This window comes from Paenibacillus sp. JT22N1 (assembly GCF_059692155.1).
Genome location: NZ_JCAUAW010000019.1, coordinates 129,595 through 147,557, shown reverse-complemented (window position 1 = coordinate 147,557; position 17,963 = coordinate 129,595). Strand labels below are relative to the sequence as shown.

The 17,963-nt window shown below is 46.4% G+C and carries 13 protein-coding genes, 12 tRNA genes, 1 rRNA gene and 1 pseudogene; all 27 read left to right on the top strand.

Annotation, left to right across the window (positions count from 1 at the left end; genetic code table 11):
* Positions 1-108, top strand: a 5S ribosomal RNA gene (gene rrf, locus AC58UU_RS30525); the annotation flags it as partial.
* A 5-nt stretch (positions 109-113) separates the two neighbouring features.
* Positions 114-189 (top strand) — tRNA-Asn (locus AC58UU_RS30520).
* A gap of 2 nt (positions 190-191) precedes the next feature.
* Positions 192-267, top strand: a tRNA-Thr gene (locus AC58UU_RS30515).
* A 15-nt stretch (positions 268-282) separates the two neighbouring features.
* Positions 283-357 (top strand) — tRNA-Glu (locus AC58UU_RS30510).
* 23 nt (positions 358-380) lie between these two features.
* Positions 381-456: transfer RNA gene (locus tag AC58UU_RS30505), tRNA-Val, on the top strand.
* Between the two features lie 12 nt (positions 457-468).
* Positions 469-541 (top strand) — tRNA-Thr (locus AC58UU_RS30500).
* A 9-nt stretch (positions 542-550) separates the two neighbouring features.
* Positions 551-622: transfer RNA gene (locus AC58UU_RS30495), tRNA-Gln, on the top strand.
* Between the two features lie 10 nt (positions 623-632).
* Positions 633-708: transfer RNA gene (locus AC58UU_RS30490), tRNA-Lys, on the top strand.
* A gap of 57 nt (positions 709-765) precedes the next feature.
* Positions 766-845: transfer RNA gene (locus AC58UU_RS30485), tRNA-Leu, on the top strand.
* 39 nt (positions 846-884) lie between these two features.
* Positions 885-959 (top strand) — tRNA-Gly (locus AC58UU_RS30480).
* Positions 960-968: 9 nt separating this feature from the next.
* Positions 969-1,045, top strand: a tRNA-Arg gene (locus tag AC58UU_RS30475).
* A gap of 22 nt (positions 1,046-1,067) precedes the next feature.
* Positions 1,068-1,141: transfer RNA gene (locus tag AC58UU_RS30470), tRNA-Pro, on the top strand.
* A 7-nt stretch (positions 1,142-1,148) separates the two neighbouring features.
* Positions 1,149-1,219, top strand: a tRNA-Gly gene (locus tag AC58UU_RS30465).
* Positions 1,220-1,677: 458 nt separating this feature from the next.
* Positions 1,678-4,464: a phosphoenolpyruvate carboxylase gene (gene ppc / locus AC58UU_RS30460; protein ID WP_497321164.1), complete on the top strand. Its 2,787-nt coding sequence runs from the start codon at positions 1,678-1,680 to the stop codon at positions 4,462-4,464.
* Between the two features lie 122 nt (positions 4,465-4,586).
* Positions 4,587-5,456 carry a DMT family transporter gene (locus tag AC58UU_RS30455; RefSeq protein ID WP_497321162.1) on the top strand — a complete coding sequence of 290 codons (870 nt, stop codon included), beginning with the start codon at positions 4,587-4,589 and terminating at the stop codon, positions 5,454-5,456.
* 91 nt (positions 5,457-5,547) lie between these two features.
* Complete coding sequence (gene sigW / locus AC58UU_RS30450) at positions 5,548-6,144, top strand: RNA polymerase sigma factor SigW (RefSeq protein ID WP_171693118.1); 597 nt, start codon at positions 5,548-5,550, stop codon at positions 6,142-6,144.
* A gap of 69 nt (positions 6,145-6,213) precedes the next feature.
* Positions 6,214-6,819 (top strand): zf-HC2 domain-containing protein, encoded by a 606-nt coding sequence (locus AC58UU_RS30445; RefSeq protein ID WP_497321160.1) that lies wholly within the window; start codon positions 6,214-6,216, stop codon positions 6,817-6,819.
* A gap of 186 nt (positions 6,820-7,005) precedes the next feature.
* On the top strand, positions 7,006-7,821 hold the full coding sequence (cdaA, locus tag AC58UU_RS30440) for a diadenylate cyclase CdaA (protein ID WP_057303911.1): 816 nt from the start codon (positions 7,006-7,008) through the stop codon (positions 7,819-7,821).
* Positions 7,814-9,058 (top strand): CdaR family protein, encoded by a 1,245-nt coding sequence (locus AC58UU_RS30435; protein WP_497321159.1) that lies wholly within the window; start codon positions 7,814-7,816, stop codon positions 9,056-9,058. The genes cdaA and AC58UU_RS30435 overlap by 8 nt, the downstream gene beginning before the upstream one ends.
* A 27-nt stretch (positions 9,059-9,085) precedes the next feature.
* Positions 9,086-10,426 (top strand): phosphoglucosamine mutase, encoded by a 1,341-nt coding sequence (glmM, locus tag AC58UU_RS30430; protein ID WP_173193434.1) that lies wholly within the window; start codon positions 9,086-9,088, stop codon positions 10,424-10,426.
* 481 nt (positions 10,427-10,907) lie between these two features.
* Positions 10,908-12,737, top strand: a complete 1,830-nt coding sequence (glmS, locus tag AC58UU_RS30425) for a glutamine--fructose-6-phosphate transaminase (isomerizing) (protein WP_497321157.1) — start codon at positions 10,908-10,910, stop codon at positions 12,735-12,737.
* 353 nt (positions 12,738-13,090) lie between these two features.
* A pseudogene (locus AC58UU_RS30420) lies at positions 13,091-13,180 on the top strand (TetR/AcrR family transcriptional regulator); the annotation flags it as partial.
* Between the two features lie 148 nt (positions 13,181-13,328).
* Positions 13,329-14,312, top strand: coding sequence for an NAD(P)H-binding protein (locus AC58UU_RS30415; protein ID WP_497321156.1), 984 nt, complete (start codon positions 13,329-13,331; stop codon positions 14,310-14,312).
* A gap of 31 nt (positions 14,313-14,343) precedes the next feature.
* A complete protein-coding gene (locus AC58UU_RS30410; RefSeq protein ID WP_497321154.1) occupies positions 14,344-14,535 on the top strand; it encodes a hypothetical protein in 192 nt (63 codons plus the stop codon).
* Between the two features lie 286 nt (positions 14,536-14,821).
* The gene (locus AC58UU_RS30405; RefSeq protein ID WP_497321152.1) at positions 14,822-15,334 is read left to right on the top strand and encodes an SRPBCC family protein; all 513 of its coding nucleotides are present in this window, start codon (positions 14,822-14,824) and stop codon (positions 15,332-15,334) included.
* Between the two features lie 207 nt (positions 15,335-15,541).
* A complete protein-coding gene (locus AC58UU_RS30400; protein ID WP_497321150.1) occupies positions 15,542-16,423 on the top strand; it encodes a hypothetical protein in 882 nt (293 codons plus the stop codon).
* 353 nt (positions 16,424-16,776) lie between these two features.
* Positions 16,777-17,928: a glycerate kinase gene (locus tag AC58UU_RS30395; RefSeq protein WP_497321148.1), complete on the top strand. Its 1,152-nt coding sequence runs from the start codon at positions 16,777-16,779 to the stop codon at positions 17,926-17,928.
* Positions 17,929-17,963 lie beyond the last annotated feature (35 nt).

Below are 17,963 nucleotides of genomic sequence, written 5' to 3'. Positions count from 1 at the left end.
GATGGCGGAGGGGACCCACGCGTTCCCATCTCGAACACGACCGTTAAGCCCTCCAGCGTCGATGGTACTTGAACCGCAGGGTTCTGGGAGAGTAGAACGTTGCCAAGCAGTTTTCCCTGATAGCTCAGTTGGTAGAGCACTCGACTGTTAATCGAGTTGTCACAGGTTCGAGTCCTGTTCGGGGAGCCAATGCTTCCATAGCTCAGTCGGTAGAGTGCATCCATGGTAAGGATGAGGTCACCGGTTCGATTCCGGTTGGAAGCTCCAGTAATTTATTAGTAAGGCCCGTTGGTCAAGTGGTTAAGACACCTCCCTTTCACGGAGGTAACAGGGGTTCGAGTCCCCTACGGGTCACCATCAATTTTCTAGTTCCATCCCAGGGAGGCTTAGCTCAGCTGGGAGAGCATCTGCCTTACAAGCAGAGGGTCGGCGGTTCGATCCCGTCAGCCTCCACCATTAACTTTATATGCCGTTGTAGCTCAACTGGTAGAGCAACTGACTTGTAATCAGTAGGTTGGGGGTTCAAGTCCTCTCGACGGCATGTTTTCGATGGGGATTAGCCAAGCGGTAAGGCAACGGACTTTGACTCCGTCATGCCAAGGTTCAAATCCTTGATCCCCAGTTCTTCATATGAGTCATTAGCTCAGTTGGTAGAGCACCTGACTTTTAATCAGGGTGTCGTAGGTTCGAATCCTACATGACTCACCATATATATGGATCTTTGATCGTAGATCAAAGTCTCTCACTTTGCCTTATTTACAGCATGCGCGTATGGCGGAATTGGCAGACGCACTAGACTTAGGATCTAGCGGGTGACCGTGGGGGTTCAAGTCCCTCTACGCGCATTAAATCCTCAGAAGTATTCATACTCCTGAGGTACCCATGCGGAAGTGGCTCAGCGGTAGAGCATCGCCTTGCCAAGGCGAGGGTCGCGGGTTCGATCCCCGTCTTCCGCTCCATTTTATTAAGCGCCCTTAGCTCAGCTGGATAGAGTATTTGACTACGAATCAAAAGGTCGGGAGTTCGAATCTCTCAGGGCGCGCCATTTTTCATATGTTATACCTTATCGGGACGTAGCTCAGCTTGGTAGAGCACCTGCTTTGGGAGCAGGGGGTCGCATGTTCAAATCGTGTCGTCCCGATAGACACGCGGGCGTAGTTTAATGGTAGAACTTCAGCCTTCCAAGCTGATCGCGCGGGTTCGATTCCCGCCGCCCGCTTTACAGAAAAAGATCACCTTCGGGTGGTCTTTTTTCATTTGAGCGGGAAAGGAAGAGAATCCGTATGGGTTCGACCGTCCGTGAAGACATCATAGAATATACCCAAGTAGGACGCGCGTCCAAATATACCACTAGCCGCTTCCGTAGGAAGCATATCAAATAAGTATTTGGAGTATTCCCGCCGCCCGCTTTACAGAAAAAGATCACCTTCGGGTGGTCTTTTTTCATTTGAGCGGGAAAGGAATTGAACCTATTTAGATTCGAGCGTTCGTGAATTTGTGTAGGCTGAAAATGAAGCAATACATAAATTACCACGCTCAGGCGTGGCTTTTTTTTATTTTAATACTATGTGCAGAGGGCGTATTGTGGTAAAATATTCTGAAATGAGTTTTTGTAGCATCTAGCTTTTGTAGAGAGAAGCATTAATGCAACATAGTGAATAGATGAGGTGGAGAGTTATGTTAGAGAATGATATTGTCCTACAGAAGCAAGCAACGAATAACCTGCTGCGCAGGGACGTACGCTTCTTGGGCCACATACTAGGTGAAGTTCTGGTTCATCAAGGCGGTAATGATCTGCTTGATGTTGTCGAGAGAATTCGTGAGATGAGTAAGTCTTTAAGAGCACACTATGTAATCGAGATATATGATGAATTCAAGAAAACGATCTCCTCCTTGGATCCGGAGATTCGTCATCAAGTGATTCGTGCATTCGCTATTTACTTCCAACTTGTTAATATTGCTGAGCAGAACCATCGGATCCGTCGTAAAAGAGATTACGAGCGTTCCTCCGGTGAATCCGTGCAGCCAGGTTCCATAGAGAGCATTGTGCAAGAGTTAAAGAATAATCATATTCCATATGCAGAGGTTCAAGAAATTCTGAAAGCTATCTCTTTGGAACTAGTTATGACAGCACACCCGACAGAGGCTATGCGTAGAGCTGTGCTTGATATTAATCTGCGTATCTCGGAAGATATGATGAAACTCGATAATCCTATGCTGACTTATCGTGAGCGTGAGCAATTGCGTGAGAAGCTGCTTGGAGAGGTTCTTAATCTTTGGCAAACGGACGAGCTTCGTGATCGGAAACCAACGGTTATTGATGAAGTTCGTAATGGTATGTATTTTTTTGACGAAACTTTATTTGACGTACTTCCAGAGATCTATCATGAGCTTGAGCGCTGTTTAAATAAATATTACCCACAAGACTCATGGCATGTGCCGTCCTTCTTGAAATTCGGTTCATGGATTGGTGGAGATCGTGACGGTAACCCATCGGTCAGAGCGAATGTGACTTGGGAAACATTAGGGTTGCATCGTCAACTGGCTTTGCAGAAGTATGAAGAAGTTCTCAAAGAAACACTTGAGAATATGAGCTTCAGTAAAAGCATCGTGAACGTTAGCGACGATCTAATTGAATCTATTCAATGCGACCGTGAAGCTATGGGGAATATACAGGACGTTTGGCGTAATGAGAAAGAGCCATATCGCATCAAGACGACTTATATGATTGAGAAGGTTCATAACACTGGCAATCCGAATGTAGCTACAAACCAGAAATACAACAGTCCGGAAGAGTTTATTAGTGATTTGAAAATCATCGAGGCTAGCTTGAGGATGCATTTTGCTGACTATGTAGCTGACAAATATATTAAAAAGCTTATTCGTCAGGTTGAGCTATTCGGCTTCCACTTGGCTGCTCTGGATATCAGACAGCACAGTAAAGAGCATGAAAATGCGATGACTGAGGTTTTAGCGAAAATGGGCATCACGAGTGATTACAGTAAGCTATCAGAAGAGGAGAAAATCAGTCTCTTAACGGATGTACTGAATGATCCAAGACCAATTACATCTACGTATTTAGATTACTCGGAAAGTACACAGGAGTGTATAGATGTTTATCGTACTGTGGGCAAAGCACAGAAGGAATTCGGTCGCAACTGTATTAGCAGCTATCTCATCAGTATGACGCAAGGAGCAAGTGATCTCTTGGAGGTTGTTGTTTTTGCGAAAGAAGCTGGATTATATCGCAAAGAGAGCGATGGCAGCGTGACGAGTACGCTTCAGTCTGTACCTCTTTTTGAGACAATCGATGACCTGCATGCGGCTCCTGGCATTATGAGCACGTTATTAGCGATCCCTGCTTATAAAGCTAGCCTTGACCCTGTAACACAGCTCCATGAGATTATGCTGGGCTACTCAGACAGTAATAAAGACGGCGGTGTAATTACAGCGAACTGGGAGCTTCGTATGGCGCTCCAGGATATTACGGAAGCCGCTAAAGAATATGGCGTGAAGCTGAAGTTTTTCCATGGCCGTGGCGGAGCACTTGGTCGCGGAGGTATGCCGCTTAACCGCAGCATTCTGGCTCAGCCGGTTGAAACGCTTGGTGGCGGCATTAAGATTACGGAGCAAGGCGAAGTATTATCTTCCCGTTATTCCTTGCAAGGTATTGCTTACCGCAGCTTGGAGCAAGCGACTTTTGCGTTAATTACGGCATCCAAATTATCCCGTTCTCCGCAAAGAAACCCACTGGAAGACAAGTGGGAGAACATTATGCGTGGTATTTCGGAACAAGCACAGACGAAGTATCAGGATCTCATTTTCCGAGACGAAGACTTCTTAACGTTCTTCAAAGAATCCACACCGCTTCCAGAGATTGGCGAGCTGAATATCGGTTCACGTCCATCCAAGCGGAAAAACAGCGATAAATTCGAAGATTTACGCGCGATTCCTTGGGTGTTCTCTTGGACCCAAACGAGATATTTGCTTCCGGCTTGGTATGCGGCGGGTTCGGGTCTCCAAAGCTTTTATCAAGGAAATGCGGCGAACTTAGAAACTTTAAAAGAAATGTATGAGAATTGGTCGTTCTTCCAGACGATGATTGATAATTTGCAAATGGCTCTTGCCAAGGCAGACCTTCAAATTGCTAAGGAATACGGCAACCTGGTCAAAGAATCTGCAATTGCAGAGCGTATCTTCAATCTCATTAGGGAAGAATATGAACTGACTTCGTCTATCATTTTACAAATTACGGGTCAGCAAGAGATTTTGGATAATGTTCCTGTTATTCAGGAGTCCATCCGTCTGCGTAATCCCTATGTAGATCCGCTGAGCTATATGCAGGTAGAGCTGCTTACTGAGCTTCGTGCACTACGTGAGAACAACGAGGATGATGCTATCCTGCTTCGTGAAGTGCTGCTTACGATTAACGGAATAGCCGCTGGGCTTAGAAATACGGGCTGATAAAAACTTAGAACGTAGAAGTAAGATACAGGATGATAAAGTCGGGGGCCACGTGTAACGTAGGCAGCTCGACTTTTCCTGTCCTTATAAGAACTGCCCATAGACAGGAGTTGTGCTTCAACATGGGGCGATGGTTAGCAATGGTCCTTGTCATTATCGGGGCGTCAAGCTACGGCTTGCTTTCCTCTTTTATCAAGATGGCATATGATCAAGGATTTACTGATGGGCAAATTACGCCGGCACAAATGACGATGGGAACCCTGTTTGTATGGTTGTTGATTCTTTTTCACAAAAAATCATGGGTCAATCCCTTTAAAGGTCCTTGGATTAAGCTTGGTTTGATAGGTATTTTTGGATTGGCTTTAACGACGGTCTTTTACAATATTGCTTTAAAAGAGTTGAATGCATCTTTATCGATTATTCTTCTGTTTCAGTTCACATGGATGACAATTGCAATGGATTGTATCGTGAAACGAAGGCTTCCAAGAAAGGCAGAAAGCATAGCGATTGTCTTAATTTTGGTGGGTACTTTACTCGCCGTAAATGTGTTCGAGACGAACTGGGAACAATTTAGTTTACTGGGAATTTCGTATGGATTGTTGTCGGCTCTGACGTACAGCATATTCCTTTTTTTCACTGGACAAGTAGTTAGTACACTGCCTCCCCTTATGAATTCGGCTATTATGCTTACCGCGGCGATGCCTGTGATGTATATCCTGTATCCTCCGACGGTCTTTGTGCATGAGAATGGAAGTACGCTGCTTTTATGGGGGCTTTTGTTGGGCTTCTTGGGGCAGGTTGTTCCTACGGTGTCGTTTAATATCGGAATTCCGCGAATCGGTAGTACGCTTTCCGCAATGCTTGGATCGGTGGAGCTACCAGTGGCCGTTATCGCTGCCTACTTACTTATAGGAGAACCGGTAAATGGGTTACAATGGTTAGGGATGGGACTGATCATAGGAGGCATAATTATTTCTGAAAACAAATCATAATTTCTGCGTATATATAGCAGAGAGACTTTAATCTACGATTAAAGGTCCCTATATTAGGATTTGAATTGTCGAGAAGCCGGAGGAAATCGAATTGAACTTTGTAGAAGCACGTCTGGCTAAGCTGGCCAGGAATGGGGATCGGAATGCTTTTGCAGAGCTTGTGGAGCTCTATAAGGACAAGATCTTTCATTTGGCTTACCGTATGCTGAATAATAAGCAAGAAGCCGAGGATGCTGTGCAGGAGACGTTCTTGCGGGTGTATACCAATCTGCACCGATACGATGAGAATCAGAAGTTTTCGACTTGGATTTTCCGTATAGGGACGAATCTGTGTATCGATAAGCTGCGTCGAAGAAAGAACACCTACTCGCTAGATGCGGAGATGCCAGATGGAGAGGGCAATGATTATTATGCCATGCTCCCAAGTCATGAGGACACACCTGAGAAGCAGGTGATTGTGTCCGAAACACAGGAACAGATACGCCGGGCTATTGAAACGTTACCTGAAAAATATAAATCCGTTGTGATTCTGCGATATCTGCACGATATGTCTTTGCAGGAGATAAGCGACGTACTTGATATGCCAGTTACAACGATCAAAACACGTGTACATCGTGGGCGGGAGTACTTGCGTAAAAGGTTAGAGCAGGAGGATCAAGTTGGTAGCACAAATCCTGTTCATATGTGAAACATATTTGAAATTCAAACGTATGGTATACCACAACATGCAAAAGTCTAAGAAAGGGGTGGCTGAATCATGAATTGTAAAGAAGCCCTCCCGCTCATACATGAATATCTCGACGGTGATTTGCAGGAATCCGATTCTCAGCGATTGAAGGAGCATTTGATATCTTGCCAAGCATGTCATGCTCTTTTCAGACAATTGGAGAAAACGGACGCGATGGTTAGAATGCTGCCTCCCGTTAGAGTATCTGATACGTTAACTGCACAAATCATGAGCGGACTGCCTCCAGTGAAGAAGCGCAATTCCTGGATGGACTTCATTCGCAAGCATCCTGCTGTATCGGTAGCTGTTGTTTTCGCTACTGTCATGTTCGGAAGTTTCATGTCCATGTGGAATGATAATACGAATTTGATGGTGCAGGGAAGTAACCTTCAGGACGTTGTGATCGAGGGTGATACAGTTACCGTACCGCAGGGGCATACTGTGAATGGTGATCTCGTCGTTAAGCGGGGTAAACTAAAGGTAGAAGGCGATGTAACGGGAAACTTAATCGTTATTGACGGTTCTCTCAATTTGGCATCGACCGCGCATATCTCTGGGCACGTCACGCAAGTCGATGAAGCATTGGGCTGGGTCTGGTATAAATTAGGCGAGTTCGTGGGAATGCTCTCACATTAGCTTGAAACGTCTTCCAAATGGCTCTTTGCCTGAGGAGGACGTTTTTTTCTTCATATACTAATAAAATGAACCAAACTCGATTTAATAACGTCTTGTGTAGAGAGAAAAATAGAAGTATATCTGGGTTTATGTTATGATTCTATTATAGAGAGATCACTGTGTTCAGTCGCTGGGGGAGAAAAATAAATGGACTTACTCACGAGCATCTCGGCTAAGGATATCGTTGATATTCTGATCGTTAGCTATGTGATTTATAAGCTGATCCTGTTGGTGCGAGGGACAAGGGCTATTCAACTTATGAAGGGCATCCTTGTTGTCGTCATTACATGGGTATTTAGTATTTGGTTTCAGCTCAGTACGCTGCAATGGATGATGAACCAGACCTTTACGTTCGGGGTTCTTGGGGTCATTATTATTTTTCAACCGGAGCTAAGGCGGGCATTGGAGCAGTTGGGCCGGGGGAAGCTATTCAGCCGATCTTCTACGGAAGAGGATCAAGATGTTAATAAGCGGATTAGTGAAGTGATACGTGCTGCGAATTATTTGGCCAAAAGAAAGATAGGGGCCTTGATTGTTTTCGAGAAAGAGACCGGTCTGACCGATTATGTCGAGTCCGGTATTGCGATAGAGAGTAAGATCAGCGCGGAGCTGTTGATTAATATTTTCATACCGAATACGCCGCTTCACGATGGCGCTGTAATTATTCGACAAGGCCAATTAATGGCTGCTGGTTGTTATTTGCCCTTGTCTGAGAATCCCTTTATCAGTAAAGAGCTTGGTACACGTCATCGTGCGGCTATTGGGATGAGTGAGGTATCAGATGGGATGTGTATCATTGTTTCGGAAGAGACCGGGCAAATTTCGCTCACAATGAATGGTCATATCGTACGGGACATTAAAGAAGAGTCTTTGATTGCCAAATTGTTCGAAGAACTGAAGCCGAAGGCGAAAACAAAAGAGAAAAACCCTTTCTTGAAATGGAGGGGTCGTTCGAATGGATAAATGGTTACGCAATACGAATGTGGTGCGGATTGTCGCACTTGTTATAGGTATTCTGCTATGGGTTGTTGTTCACATGGAAGAAACCAATCTATCTGGAAATTCGCCTCTCCGCGAGCGGGAGGAAACCATAAATAATGTAGCTATTACGACAAAATATGATGAAACTCATTACCACATTTCGTCCATGGCTCCTGCCAACGTACAGGTTATTGTGAAAGGGAAGGAATCATCGGTTAAGAAAGTGACGACCAGTAATTCCTATCAAATTGAGCTCGACTTGACGCAAGTGGGCAAGGGAGATCATCAAGTTACGCTTAAACCGGTTGGTTTTCCTTCAGATGTGGAAGTTCAGATTGTTCCTAGAACGGTGCATGTGATTATCGAAGAGCTGCAAATGAAAGAAGTGCCAGTCGTCATTAATGTCAAAGGAACACCGGCAGCGGGCCTCAAAGCCGGACAGCCGATTGTAAAGCCAGCCAAAGTATATATTACCGCGCAAACCAGTAAGCTCGAGCAGATCGAGAATGTTCGCGGCGAGGTCTCGGTAGATAAGGCTCAGGCTGCTGTTACGAAGCAAGTGAGACTTCAAGCTTTTGATAAAGATGGCAAAGAAGTAACTTTGAATATCAATCCTTCGGTGGTCGATGTCGAAGTGCCAATCACGAGCCCGTTCCAAACCATACCGCTGCAGATGAAGATTAGTGGAGAGCCGCCGAAAGGTTTCGCGATAGCAATGGTTACTCAAAATCCAGACAAGGTAACTGTCTACGGTACTCAAGATGTTGTAGATCGACTAGAGTTTTATCAGGGGCCGCAGCTAAGTGTTCAAGATTTGAAGGAAACAAAGGAGTTTGCACTGGACATTCCCTTAAGGAATAAAGTAACTCAACTGGATCCTGCTAAAGTTACGGTTCACGTGGAAATTGTTCCTTCCATTACGAAGGCTTTGGAAAATGTACCGATTACGATTATTGGTCAAAACGAAAATTATAATACGAAAGTCACACTGCCGGAGACGGCTAATCTAAACATTACGGTAGAGGGCGCTCCTGCACTCATTGATCAGATGAAAGTGCAGGATGTACAGGCGATCCTGGATGTTAGTAATTTGCCGCCAGGTAAGCATGAGCTGAAGGTAACGTTAAACTTGCCTACCTATGTGAAGCTCGGATTGCCACAAGAAGTGAAGGCGACAGTAGAAATCAGCGAGAAAGCAGCTAAAACAGCAAATCCATAATGGTGTAAAAAAGAGGAGAATAGAGATATGGGGAAATATTTCGGAACAGATGGTGTGCGAGGTGTCGCGAATGGCGAACTCACGCCAGAATTAGCTTATAAAGTAGGCCGCTGTGGCGGATATGTATTAACGAGACAGGCTAAGCATCCGAAGGTTGTTATCGGGAGAGATACACGGATCTCGGGTCCAATGCTGGAAGCTTCACTCGTAGCAGGATTGCTATCAATTGGTGTTGAGGTTATTCGCATTGGTGTCGTTAGCACACCAGCGGTAGCTTATTTAACGAAGAAGCTCGGAGCCGATGCGGGCGTTATGATTTCGGCTTCGCATAATCCGGTTGAGGATAACGGGATTAAGTTTTTTGGGGGCGACGGCTTCAAGTTGTTAGACGAGACGGAGCTTGAGATTGAGCAGCTGCTTGACGCGGCTGTGGATGAATTGCCTCGCCCCGTTGGCGGCGAGATTGGCACGGTTTCGGATGAGCCAGATGCGAAGTTCGCCTATCTGGCGTTCTTGAAGGAGACGGTATCCGAGTCTTTCGCCGGATACAAGGTCGTTCTGGACTGCGCGAATGGCTCAGCCTTCGAGCTGGCCCCTACCGTGTTCCGCGAGCTAGGAGCGGAGGTTATCACCATCGGCGCTGAGCCGAACGGTCGCAATATCAACGATCATTGCGGCTCCACGCATCCTGAGAAGCTTCGCGCAGAAGTGGTGAAACATGGCGCAGCCATTGGTCTTGCTTTTGACGGCGACGCGGATCGTCTGATCGCGATCGATGAGACCGGTGAAGAAGTCGACGGCGACTTCATCCTTAGCATTCTGGGCGATGCGCTGAATCGCACAGGGAAGCTGAACCACGGCACGATTGTGACGACGGTGATGGCGAACATTGGCTTTTTCAAAGGGATTGAAAAAGCGGGTCTTAAAGCTCTGCAAACCGCTGTAGGCGATCGCTACGTGATGGAAGAGATGCGTAAAGGCGGTTATAACTTAGGTGGAGAGCAGTCGGGACATGTAATCTTCCTCGATTACATCTCGACCGGAGATGGGATTCTGACGGCCTTACAGCTGGTGAACACCATTGTCCAATCAGGGCGTAAGCTTAGTGAGTTAAAAGGAATTATGCGTAAGTTCCCGCAGCTGTTGGTTAATATTCGCGTTGCGGATAAAAGCAAGCTCAAGGACAACGCAGTGATTGAGGAGGCCATTCGAAAAGTGGAGGAAGAACTCGGAGATAACGGTCGCGTGCTGGTACGACCTTCGGGAACGGAATCGTTGATTCGTGTTATGGCTGAAGGTCCTGACAAAGAACAAGTTGAAGCTTATGTTCATGATATTGCTAAGGTTATTCAAGAGCAATTAGTATAAAAGGCAGGGATATGTGGATCCCCCTTTCATGCTTATTGCTAATTGGGGGATTTTCCAAGAAAAAAATAAGTTGCGCGTTCGCGCTAAAATGAATATGATGTATTTGACTCAAGAAGGAAAGGCAGGATAGAGGTTAATTAAGCAACAAATAGCGCCAGAACTCGCAAGCGGGACGGAAATGTAGTGAGATTGCTACTACTACGCAGGTGAGTTGACGAGGTGAAGGTGTTCGAAACATTCGGCGGGGACCTTCCGGCATGAGGAGTGCCGTTAAGTTGGAGAGCAAAAACGTTTGGGCGACCAGGCTGACAAGTATCCAACATCCATTTATCAATTAATTATGAACGTAATGATCGTACTTATATATGGTTTATTTGATTTGCCGTTTTTCTTTTTCTTGTCTAGTTGATTGATTTTTAAACCAGGATCTTTGAAAAATAGCCCTTTTAGAAGAGGCTTATAAAACTATGGAGGTACTACTATGTGCGGAATTGTTGGTTATATTGGAAAGCGTAATTCTCAGGAAATTTTATTGGAAGGGCTCAAAAAGCTCGAATATAGAGGCTATGACTCTGCAGGTGTAGCTGTGTACACAACTGATGGTTTACAAATTAAGAAGGCAAAGGGCCGCATCGCGAATCTTGAATCCAAGCTGGATGAGACTCCACTGAACGGAAGCGTTGGGATCGGACATACGCGTTGGGCGACACACGGTAAGCCTTCGGATGTGAATTCTCATCCTCATACGGATAATTCGATGAAATTTTCGGTTGTGCACAACGGCATTATCGAAAACTATATTAGTCTCAAAGAAGAGTTGACTGCGAAAGGTCATAACTTTGTATCTGAGACGGACACAGAAGTTATTTCCCACTTAATCGCTGATTTGTACGAAGGAGATATCCTTAAAGCTGTCCAAAAAGCGGTAAAGCATATGACAGGTGCATTCGCACTAGGCGTACTTACAGAATATGAACCGGATCGCCTTGTAGCTGTGCGTCAGGCTAGTCCTTTGATTATCGGCATTGGTGAAGGCGAGAACTTCATTGGTTCGGATATCCCTGCTATTCTTGAATATACACGTAATGTGTTTATTTTGAATGATGGCGAAATGGCGCTTTTGACGCGTGATGCTGTCGAATTAATGACTTTAGAGGGGAATTTTATTTCCAGGGAAATGTTTCATGTCGATTGGGACATCGTAACGGCTGAAAAAGCCGGATTTGATCACTTTATGTTGAAAGAGATCTATGATCAACCCAAAGCGTACCGCGATACCATGGGCAGCCGTATTTCCCCTGATGGTCTTGGCGTGACGCTGAACGAGCTTACGATTACAGCTGAAGCGATTCGCAACATTAATCGTGTTCATATTGTTGCCTGTGGTACAGCCTATCATGCAGGTATGGTTGGTAAGTATGTTATTGAGAAGTTGGCGCGCATTCCGGTGGAAACGGATGTTGCCTCTGAATATCGTTATCGTTCACCGATTATCACGAAGGATACGCTTGTCATCGTAGTTAGCCAGTCTGGTGAGACGGCTGATACGCTTGCTGCGCTTCGTGAAGCTAAACGTTGTGGTGCGCATGTACTAGCCATTACGAATGTGGTAGGAAGCTCAGTAGCACGTGAAGCAGATGATGTGATTACAACTTGGGCGGGCCTGGAGATTGCAGTAGCATCTACGAAGGGATATACATCGCAGTTAATTGCTTTCTATCTGCTCGGCCTTCACCTGGCTCAAACGCTAGGGACACAAACATCGGATGAGATTAAAGAAGCGGTTATGGCATTGAAAGAGCTGCCGGCTCAAGTGGAAGAAATTTTGGGGCAAGCGGAAGCAATTAAAGCAGTCGCTGAGGAGTTGGCTAAGCATGACAATCTCTTCTTCATCGGAAGAGGCTTGGATTATGCGGTAGCCATGGAAGGATCTTTGAAGCTGAAAGAGATTTCTTACATTCATTCAGAAGCTTATGCAGCAGGTGAATTAAAGCACGGTACACTAGCGCTAATTGAAGATGGTGTTCCTGTGATTGCGTTGGCTACTCAGCATGAACTGCTTGAGAAGACGGTAAGCAATATTAAAGAAGTGAAAGCGCGCGGTGCTAATGTACTTGGGATTGCTGTAGAAGGTGAGCTGGAGCTGCAGAAGTCTGTAGATAGCACCTTCGTTATTCCTAAGACGCTGGATGTTCTATCACCTGCGTTGGCGGTAATACCGCTTCAGCTGCTTTCGTATTACGCTTCGTTGGCGCGTGGTAATGATGTTGATAAGCCTCGTAATTTGGCGAAAAGTGTGACGGTGGAGTAGGTTTAGGTTATTTAAGCACTTCTTGATTCATTACAACACTTTATTGTTCTAAACAATAAAGTGTTGTTTTTATTTAGAAATATTAATAAAGTATTGTTCTGATTCAACTTTAGTCCCGATCGAGCATATTGATCGGGACATTTATTATAAAAATGGATGTAAATCTATGAGAACCATAGCTACAAATATTCGAAAATTAAGAAAACTTAATAATCTGAGTCAAGTAGAATTTTCTAATATGAGTAATCGAGAATACTGCGCATTGCTACGATGCTATTTTTTTATATACTGAAATTATGATTGATTGATCACTAACTATTTGAGGAGGAGGCTATCTGATGACAAAAATCGAAATGACCATGGTTAATCGCAAATTGGACATCATATCTGCAGCGATCCAGGTGTTTGCGGAGATTGGGTACTTCCGTGCAACGACGGCACAGCACATTTCGGTCGTACTGGAAATGCCCGAATTGAAGGAAATATGAGGAGGATGACGGTTTTTAAAAATAGTGATTGACCAATCAATAACTGCATGTTATATTGTTTTCAAGTTAGTGATTGATCAATTACAAACAAGAGGTGATTCCTTTGGAAAAAGCGATTGTAGTAGGAGCAACGGGAGGCACGGGTGCTTCAGTTGCGGAAGAACTGGTTAAGCGAGGAATTCAGACGGTGGCCTTCGGGAGATCTCGTCAGAAGCTGGAGGATCTTAGGGCTAGGTTGGGCCATCCAGAGAATCTGACGATTGCCGTGGGTGATGCTTTTCGTCCGGATGACATCGTCTCCGCTTCGGAAGGTGCGGACGTCTTGTTCCATTGCGCGAATGTGCCATATCACGAGATGGTAAGCAAGCTGATTCCTCTTGGCAAATCGGTTATGGAGGACGCTGACCGGCTGAGCATTAAAATAGTCGCGATCGATGGCATCTATCCCTATGGCAGAAGACAGATGGCTCGGGCGACCGAGGAACATCCGAAGCAGCCGCATACAAAGAAGGGCAAGATCAGGCTCGCTTACGAAAAGATGCTGTTCGATGGGCTTTGGAGTCGGGCTAAGGTCATGATCGTCCGCTTGCCGGATTATTACGGCCCCACGGCCAATGAGGCTTCTTATCTGGGCTCTACACTCGAAGCGATCGCGGCTGGCAAGATGGCATTTTTCATAGGCAATATGCGTGTCCCCCGCGAGTTCGTCTACTTACCGGACGCGGCGTTCATGATCACGGAGCTCGCCGGCAGAGACGATGCTTATGGGCAGAACTGGCATATACCTGGCGCAGGCTTGATCTCGGGTAGGGAGATCGTGCAAATAGCCCAGCAGGCAAGCGGAAGCGCCAAATCGGTCATTCCACTCGGAAGAGTCGGGCTGTCTTTGCTCGGTATGGCTGTGCCTGTAATGAAGGAAGTAGTGGAGATGCTCTATTTGACCGAAGAGCCGCTTGTCTTGAGCGGTGACAAATACGAGCGGTTGATCGGACCGGCGAGGGCAACCGCCTTCGAAACGGGAATCACGGCTACGGTTCGCACGTTGCAGAGAAGAAATGGCTCTCTTTTTACAACTAAAAATAAGTGATCAATCACTAACAAATTTGGGGAGACAGAATATGAACCATTTAATCATTTATACACATCCAAGAAAAAGCAGCTTCAATCACGCGATTCTGAACGCGGTCATGGAAAGCTATTCGGTTGTACATGCTATCCCACGCATCGAAAGAATAAATAAGTGGTTTGATGTTGCGACTGCTTCAATGGCATGGGCCAAGAGCGAAGGAGATTCTGAATCGATACGATAGAGGCGGCCGCATCGATCAGAAATTTCGACTTGAGTACGTCGGAAGCTGTGTGGCTACGTCATATGAAGCGGGTATTGCCGCAACAGTAGCGAGCATAAAGGAGAAGAATCATCAGTCGTAAAGAGAGTGGAAGAGAACACAATCTGCTAACACGTGGCAATCTCGAATTGCTTGTTAGTTGATCGATAATAAAGATTAAATGAAGTCATTCCTTTGGAAAAAGCAATGAACTTAATTAATAAGGAGATGAAAGTAGTTGAAAGGATCGTATAAGTTAACCGCATTTATGTTGAGCATTCTTTTACTAATATCCATTCTGATTGTCGGGGTCATTTATAGGGATAAATTCAATCAGACCAACGTGGATGTCGACCGCAACGCCCAGGTCATAGTCGACCTTTCCATCGTCATCGACGCTCCGCTAGAGACCGTATGGCAGCTACAGACCGGCATCGACCAGTGGCCCGCTTGGCAGAAAAACGTCTCCCGGGCGCAGCTGTCTGGTCCGATCGCAGTCGGCAGCTCCTTCAACTGGGAGACCCACGGGCTGAGCGTCGTCTCCACCATCCGCGAGGTAGACCCAATGCAACGCATTGTCTGGGGCGGCCCAGCACTCGGCATCGATGGCGTCCACGTGTGGACATTCAAAACGACCCCCAACGGAGTCGTCGTGCACACCACCGAGTCCTGGGACGGCCCGCCAGTGGCGGCAGACCCCGACGCCATGCGAGCGGCACTCACGTCGTCGCTCACCGATTGGCTCGCCGCCCTCAAGACAGCTGCTGAGGCGGCCAACTGAGGTGGTCTAGTGCGCGCCTCGTGGATCACATTACGTACAATTTGTGTACGTCATTCGCTAGGGTATTGTGCCAAAATATACAAAACTTGAAATTGTGAAACTGCAATTTGCTATGCACCAGATCCAACTCCTGCACCGACTACGCCTCCTACGGCAAGGACCACTCCAAAGCTATACCGACACCTGATATCGGCAATTAAAAACTTAATGGCAGTCGCCCTATTTGGAGCGCTGCCACTTTTTGCGGTATGCGAGCGGCGTGTGTTACATGTGGAAGTACTGGAGATGTGCGATCTTGATCGCATGCTTCAGGGGGTTACTCCGCAGGAAATCAAGGCTAAGCTTGAAGAGGTACACATGATGTTCCAAATCAGTGGGGATTCGCCATCAGATCCAATCGCCAAAAAACCGACTGAGGAGCAGCTCGAGTGGTCATGCAAAGTGGCGGCCGCCCAAGAAAAGCTGGTCAGAGAGTACGACCTGGACGCCTTGTCCTACTATTACCATGGAGCCCCAGGTGGAGCTGATGAGAAACTTCAAGGCGGCTTCATCGTGGGACACTCGTTGCTCACCGCCCGCGGTATTCCATGTTCGGGAGAGGGAGATCTGAAAACAGCCGTCGCGATGAAAATTTGCGATATTCTCGGCACCGGGGGCAGTTTTTCCGAAATTGTCGTTGTTGATTATATCGACAAGACGATTTTACTCGGCCACGACGGCCCATTCCATATCGCGATCTCCGAAGGAAAGCCGATCTTACGCGGAATGGGATTGTATCATGGCAAGCAGGGCACTGGCGTATCCGTGGAAGCGAAGGTAAAAACGGGTCCGATCACGACACTGAATGTCACTCAAACCGGCGACGGCAAGCTGAAGCTTATCAGCTCCGAAGGGGAGTCTACGAATGGACCGATCATGAAAATCGGCAATACCCAGACGCCGGTCAAATTCCGCGAACACCCGGATGTCTATATGTCACGCTGGTTCGCGGAAACGCCTACACATCACTGCGCGATGTCGCTCGGTCATAACACCCCTTTGTTTCAAAAAGTTGGGGAACTGATGAAAGTGAAGCATGTGATTCTTTGAGCTTAGTCGTACTGAACGGCGATTGGCGTGTCTTTTGGTGGAAGGGGATCGGGAAGTGCTGCTGCACATTTCGAGCCTGATACAAACGTTATCAACATTACCAAAATGCGTGGAGGCGGATTCCACCTTCATGAGTGGATTCATGCTTTGGAACTTCAAGATTGCATCACGCATCTGAACCCCGAAATTATGTTTTTCATAATTTCGGGGTTCTTTGTATTTAAGAGGCTCATGATGCAATTATGGGGAAAGATTAAATATGATGTGTGATCTGATCGAAGCTCTTGGTGACTGGCTGCCAAAGTTTGTGTAAACTAATAGTAATGTGAACGAAGCAAGGGGGAGCCTAGTCAATGAAGGTGGTCATAGCTATCGATTCTTTTAAGGGCAGCGTTTCATCGATGGAAGGAAGCAGAGAGATCGCTTTAGGCATTAAAGAGGTTTATCCTAATGCGGATATTGTAAGTTTCCCGATAGCTGATGGCGGTGAAGGAACGGTAGAAGCGCTTGTATATGCAACAGGAGGACAGCTTCAATCTGTTAAGGTTACAGGCCCCCTTATGGAGCCGGTTCAGGCATCCTATGGAATAACAGGTAACGGAAAAACAGCTGTGATTGAGGTTGCGGCTGCCTGTGGATTGCCGCTAGTGCCTGAGGCAAGTAGGAATCCGATGCTTACAACAACCCATGGAGTCGGCGAGCTCATTGCACATGCGATAGGGCAAGGCTGCCGTGAATTTATCATTGGACTCGGCGGAAGTGCGACGAACGATGCGGGTGTGGGAATGCTTCGGGCTTTAGGCTACCTTTTCAAGGACCAAGAGGGCAATGATGTTGGTCCAGGCGAGAATGCCCTAGGCAAGATTCATCTTATTGATTCGGCCCAAGTCCGTCCAGAATTAAGACAATGTGAGTTTAAGATTGCCTGCGACGTCAATAATCCGTTGTACGGACCTAACGGAGCGGCTTATGTGTTTGCCCCTCAAAAAGGAGCAGATCCCGCAATGGTGGAGGAGCTGGATCATTGCTTATATCTGTTTGCCGGTGTCGTCCAGAGGGAACTTGGTGTTAATCTTCAAGACATCCCTGGAGCGGGTGCGGCTGGTGGACTTGGAGCGGCATTTGCTGCTTTTTTAAAGGCGGAGATGCGATCGGGTGTTGGGCTGGTGCTGGACAAGATCGGATTAAAGGAGAGCATGGCGGGGGCTGATTTCGTGATAACAGGAGAAGGGAAACTTGATGGACAAACGTCGATGGGCAAAGCTCCATTGGGAGTTGCTGCGCTTGCGAATGCCCAAGGCATTCCGGTTATTGCGTTAGCTGGTGGAGTTACCCAAGAGGCCTCGGTACTGAACGATCTAGGCGTTACTTCTTTTCATTCCATTATCAGCGCTCCGATGTCTCTTGAACAAGCTATGGATCCTATTGAAACGAAATATCATCTAAGAAGTACAACCAAGCAATTATTCAGATTAATTCAAGTAGTGAAAGCTGTGGAAAAATAACGAAATGTAGTATACCGATAACTCCTGATCCGTGG

Excerpts from the sequence above, each read along its gene's own strand:
- ppc (WP_497321164.1), top strand. The coding sequence starts at position 1,678 with ATGTTAGAGAATGATATTGTCCTACAGAAGCAAGCAACGAATAACCTG.
- AC58UU_RS30455 (WP_497321162.1), top strand. The coding sequence starts at position 4,587 with ATGGGGCGATGGTTAGCAATGGTCCTTGTCATTATCGGGGCGTCAAGC.
- AC58UU_RS30445 (WP_497321160.1), top strand. The coding sequence starts at position 6,214 with ATGAATTGTAAAGAAGCCCTCCCGCTCATACATGAATATCTCGACGGT.
- cdaA (WP_057303911.1), top strand. The coding sequence starts at position 7,006 with ATGGACTTACTCACGAGCATCTCGGCTAAGGATATCGTTGATATTCTG.
- AC58UU_RS30435 (WP_497321159.1), top strand. The coding sequence starts at position 7,814 with ATGGATAAATGGTTACGCAATACGAATGTGGTGCGGATTGTCGCACTT.
- glmM (WP_173193434.1), top strand. The coding sequence starts at position 9,086 with ATGGGGAAATATTTCGGAACAGATGGTGTGCGAGGTGTCGCGAATGGC.
- glmS (WP_497321157.1), top strand. The coding sequence starts at position 10,908 with ATGTGCGGAATTGTTGGTTATATTGGAAAGCGTAATTCTCAGGAAATT.
- AC58UU_RS30410 (WP_497321154.1), top strand. The coding sequence starts at position 14,344 with ATGAACCATTTAATCATTTATACACATCCAAGAAAAAGCAGCTTCAAT.
- AC58UU_RS30405 (WP_497321152.1), top strand. The coding sequence starts at position 14,822 with ATGTTGAGCATTCTTTTACTAATATCCATTCTGATTGTCGGGGTCATT.
- AC58UU_RS30400 (WP_497321150.1), top strand. The coding sequence starts at position 15,542 with ATGGCAGTCGCCCTATTTGGAGCGCTGCCACTTTTTGCGGTATGCGAG.
- AC58UU_RS30395 (WP_497321148.1), top strand. The coding sequence starts at position 16,777 with ATGAAGGTGGTCATAGCTATCGATTCTTTTAAGGGCAGCGTTTCATCG.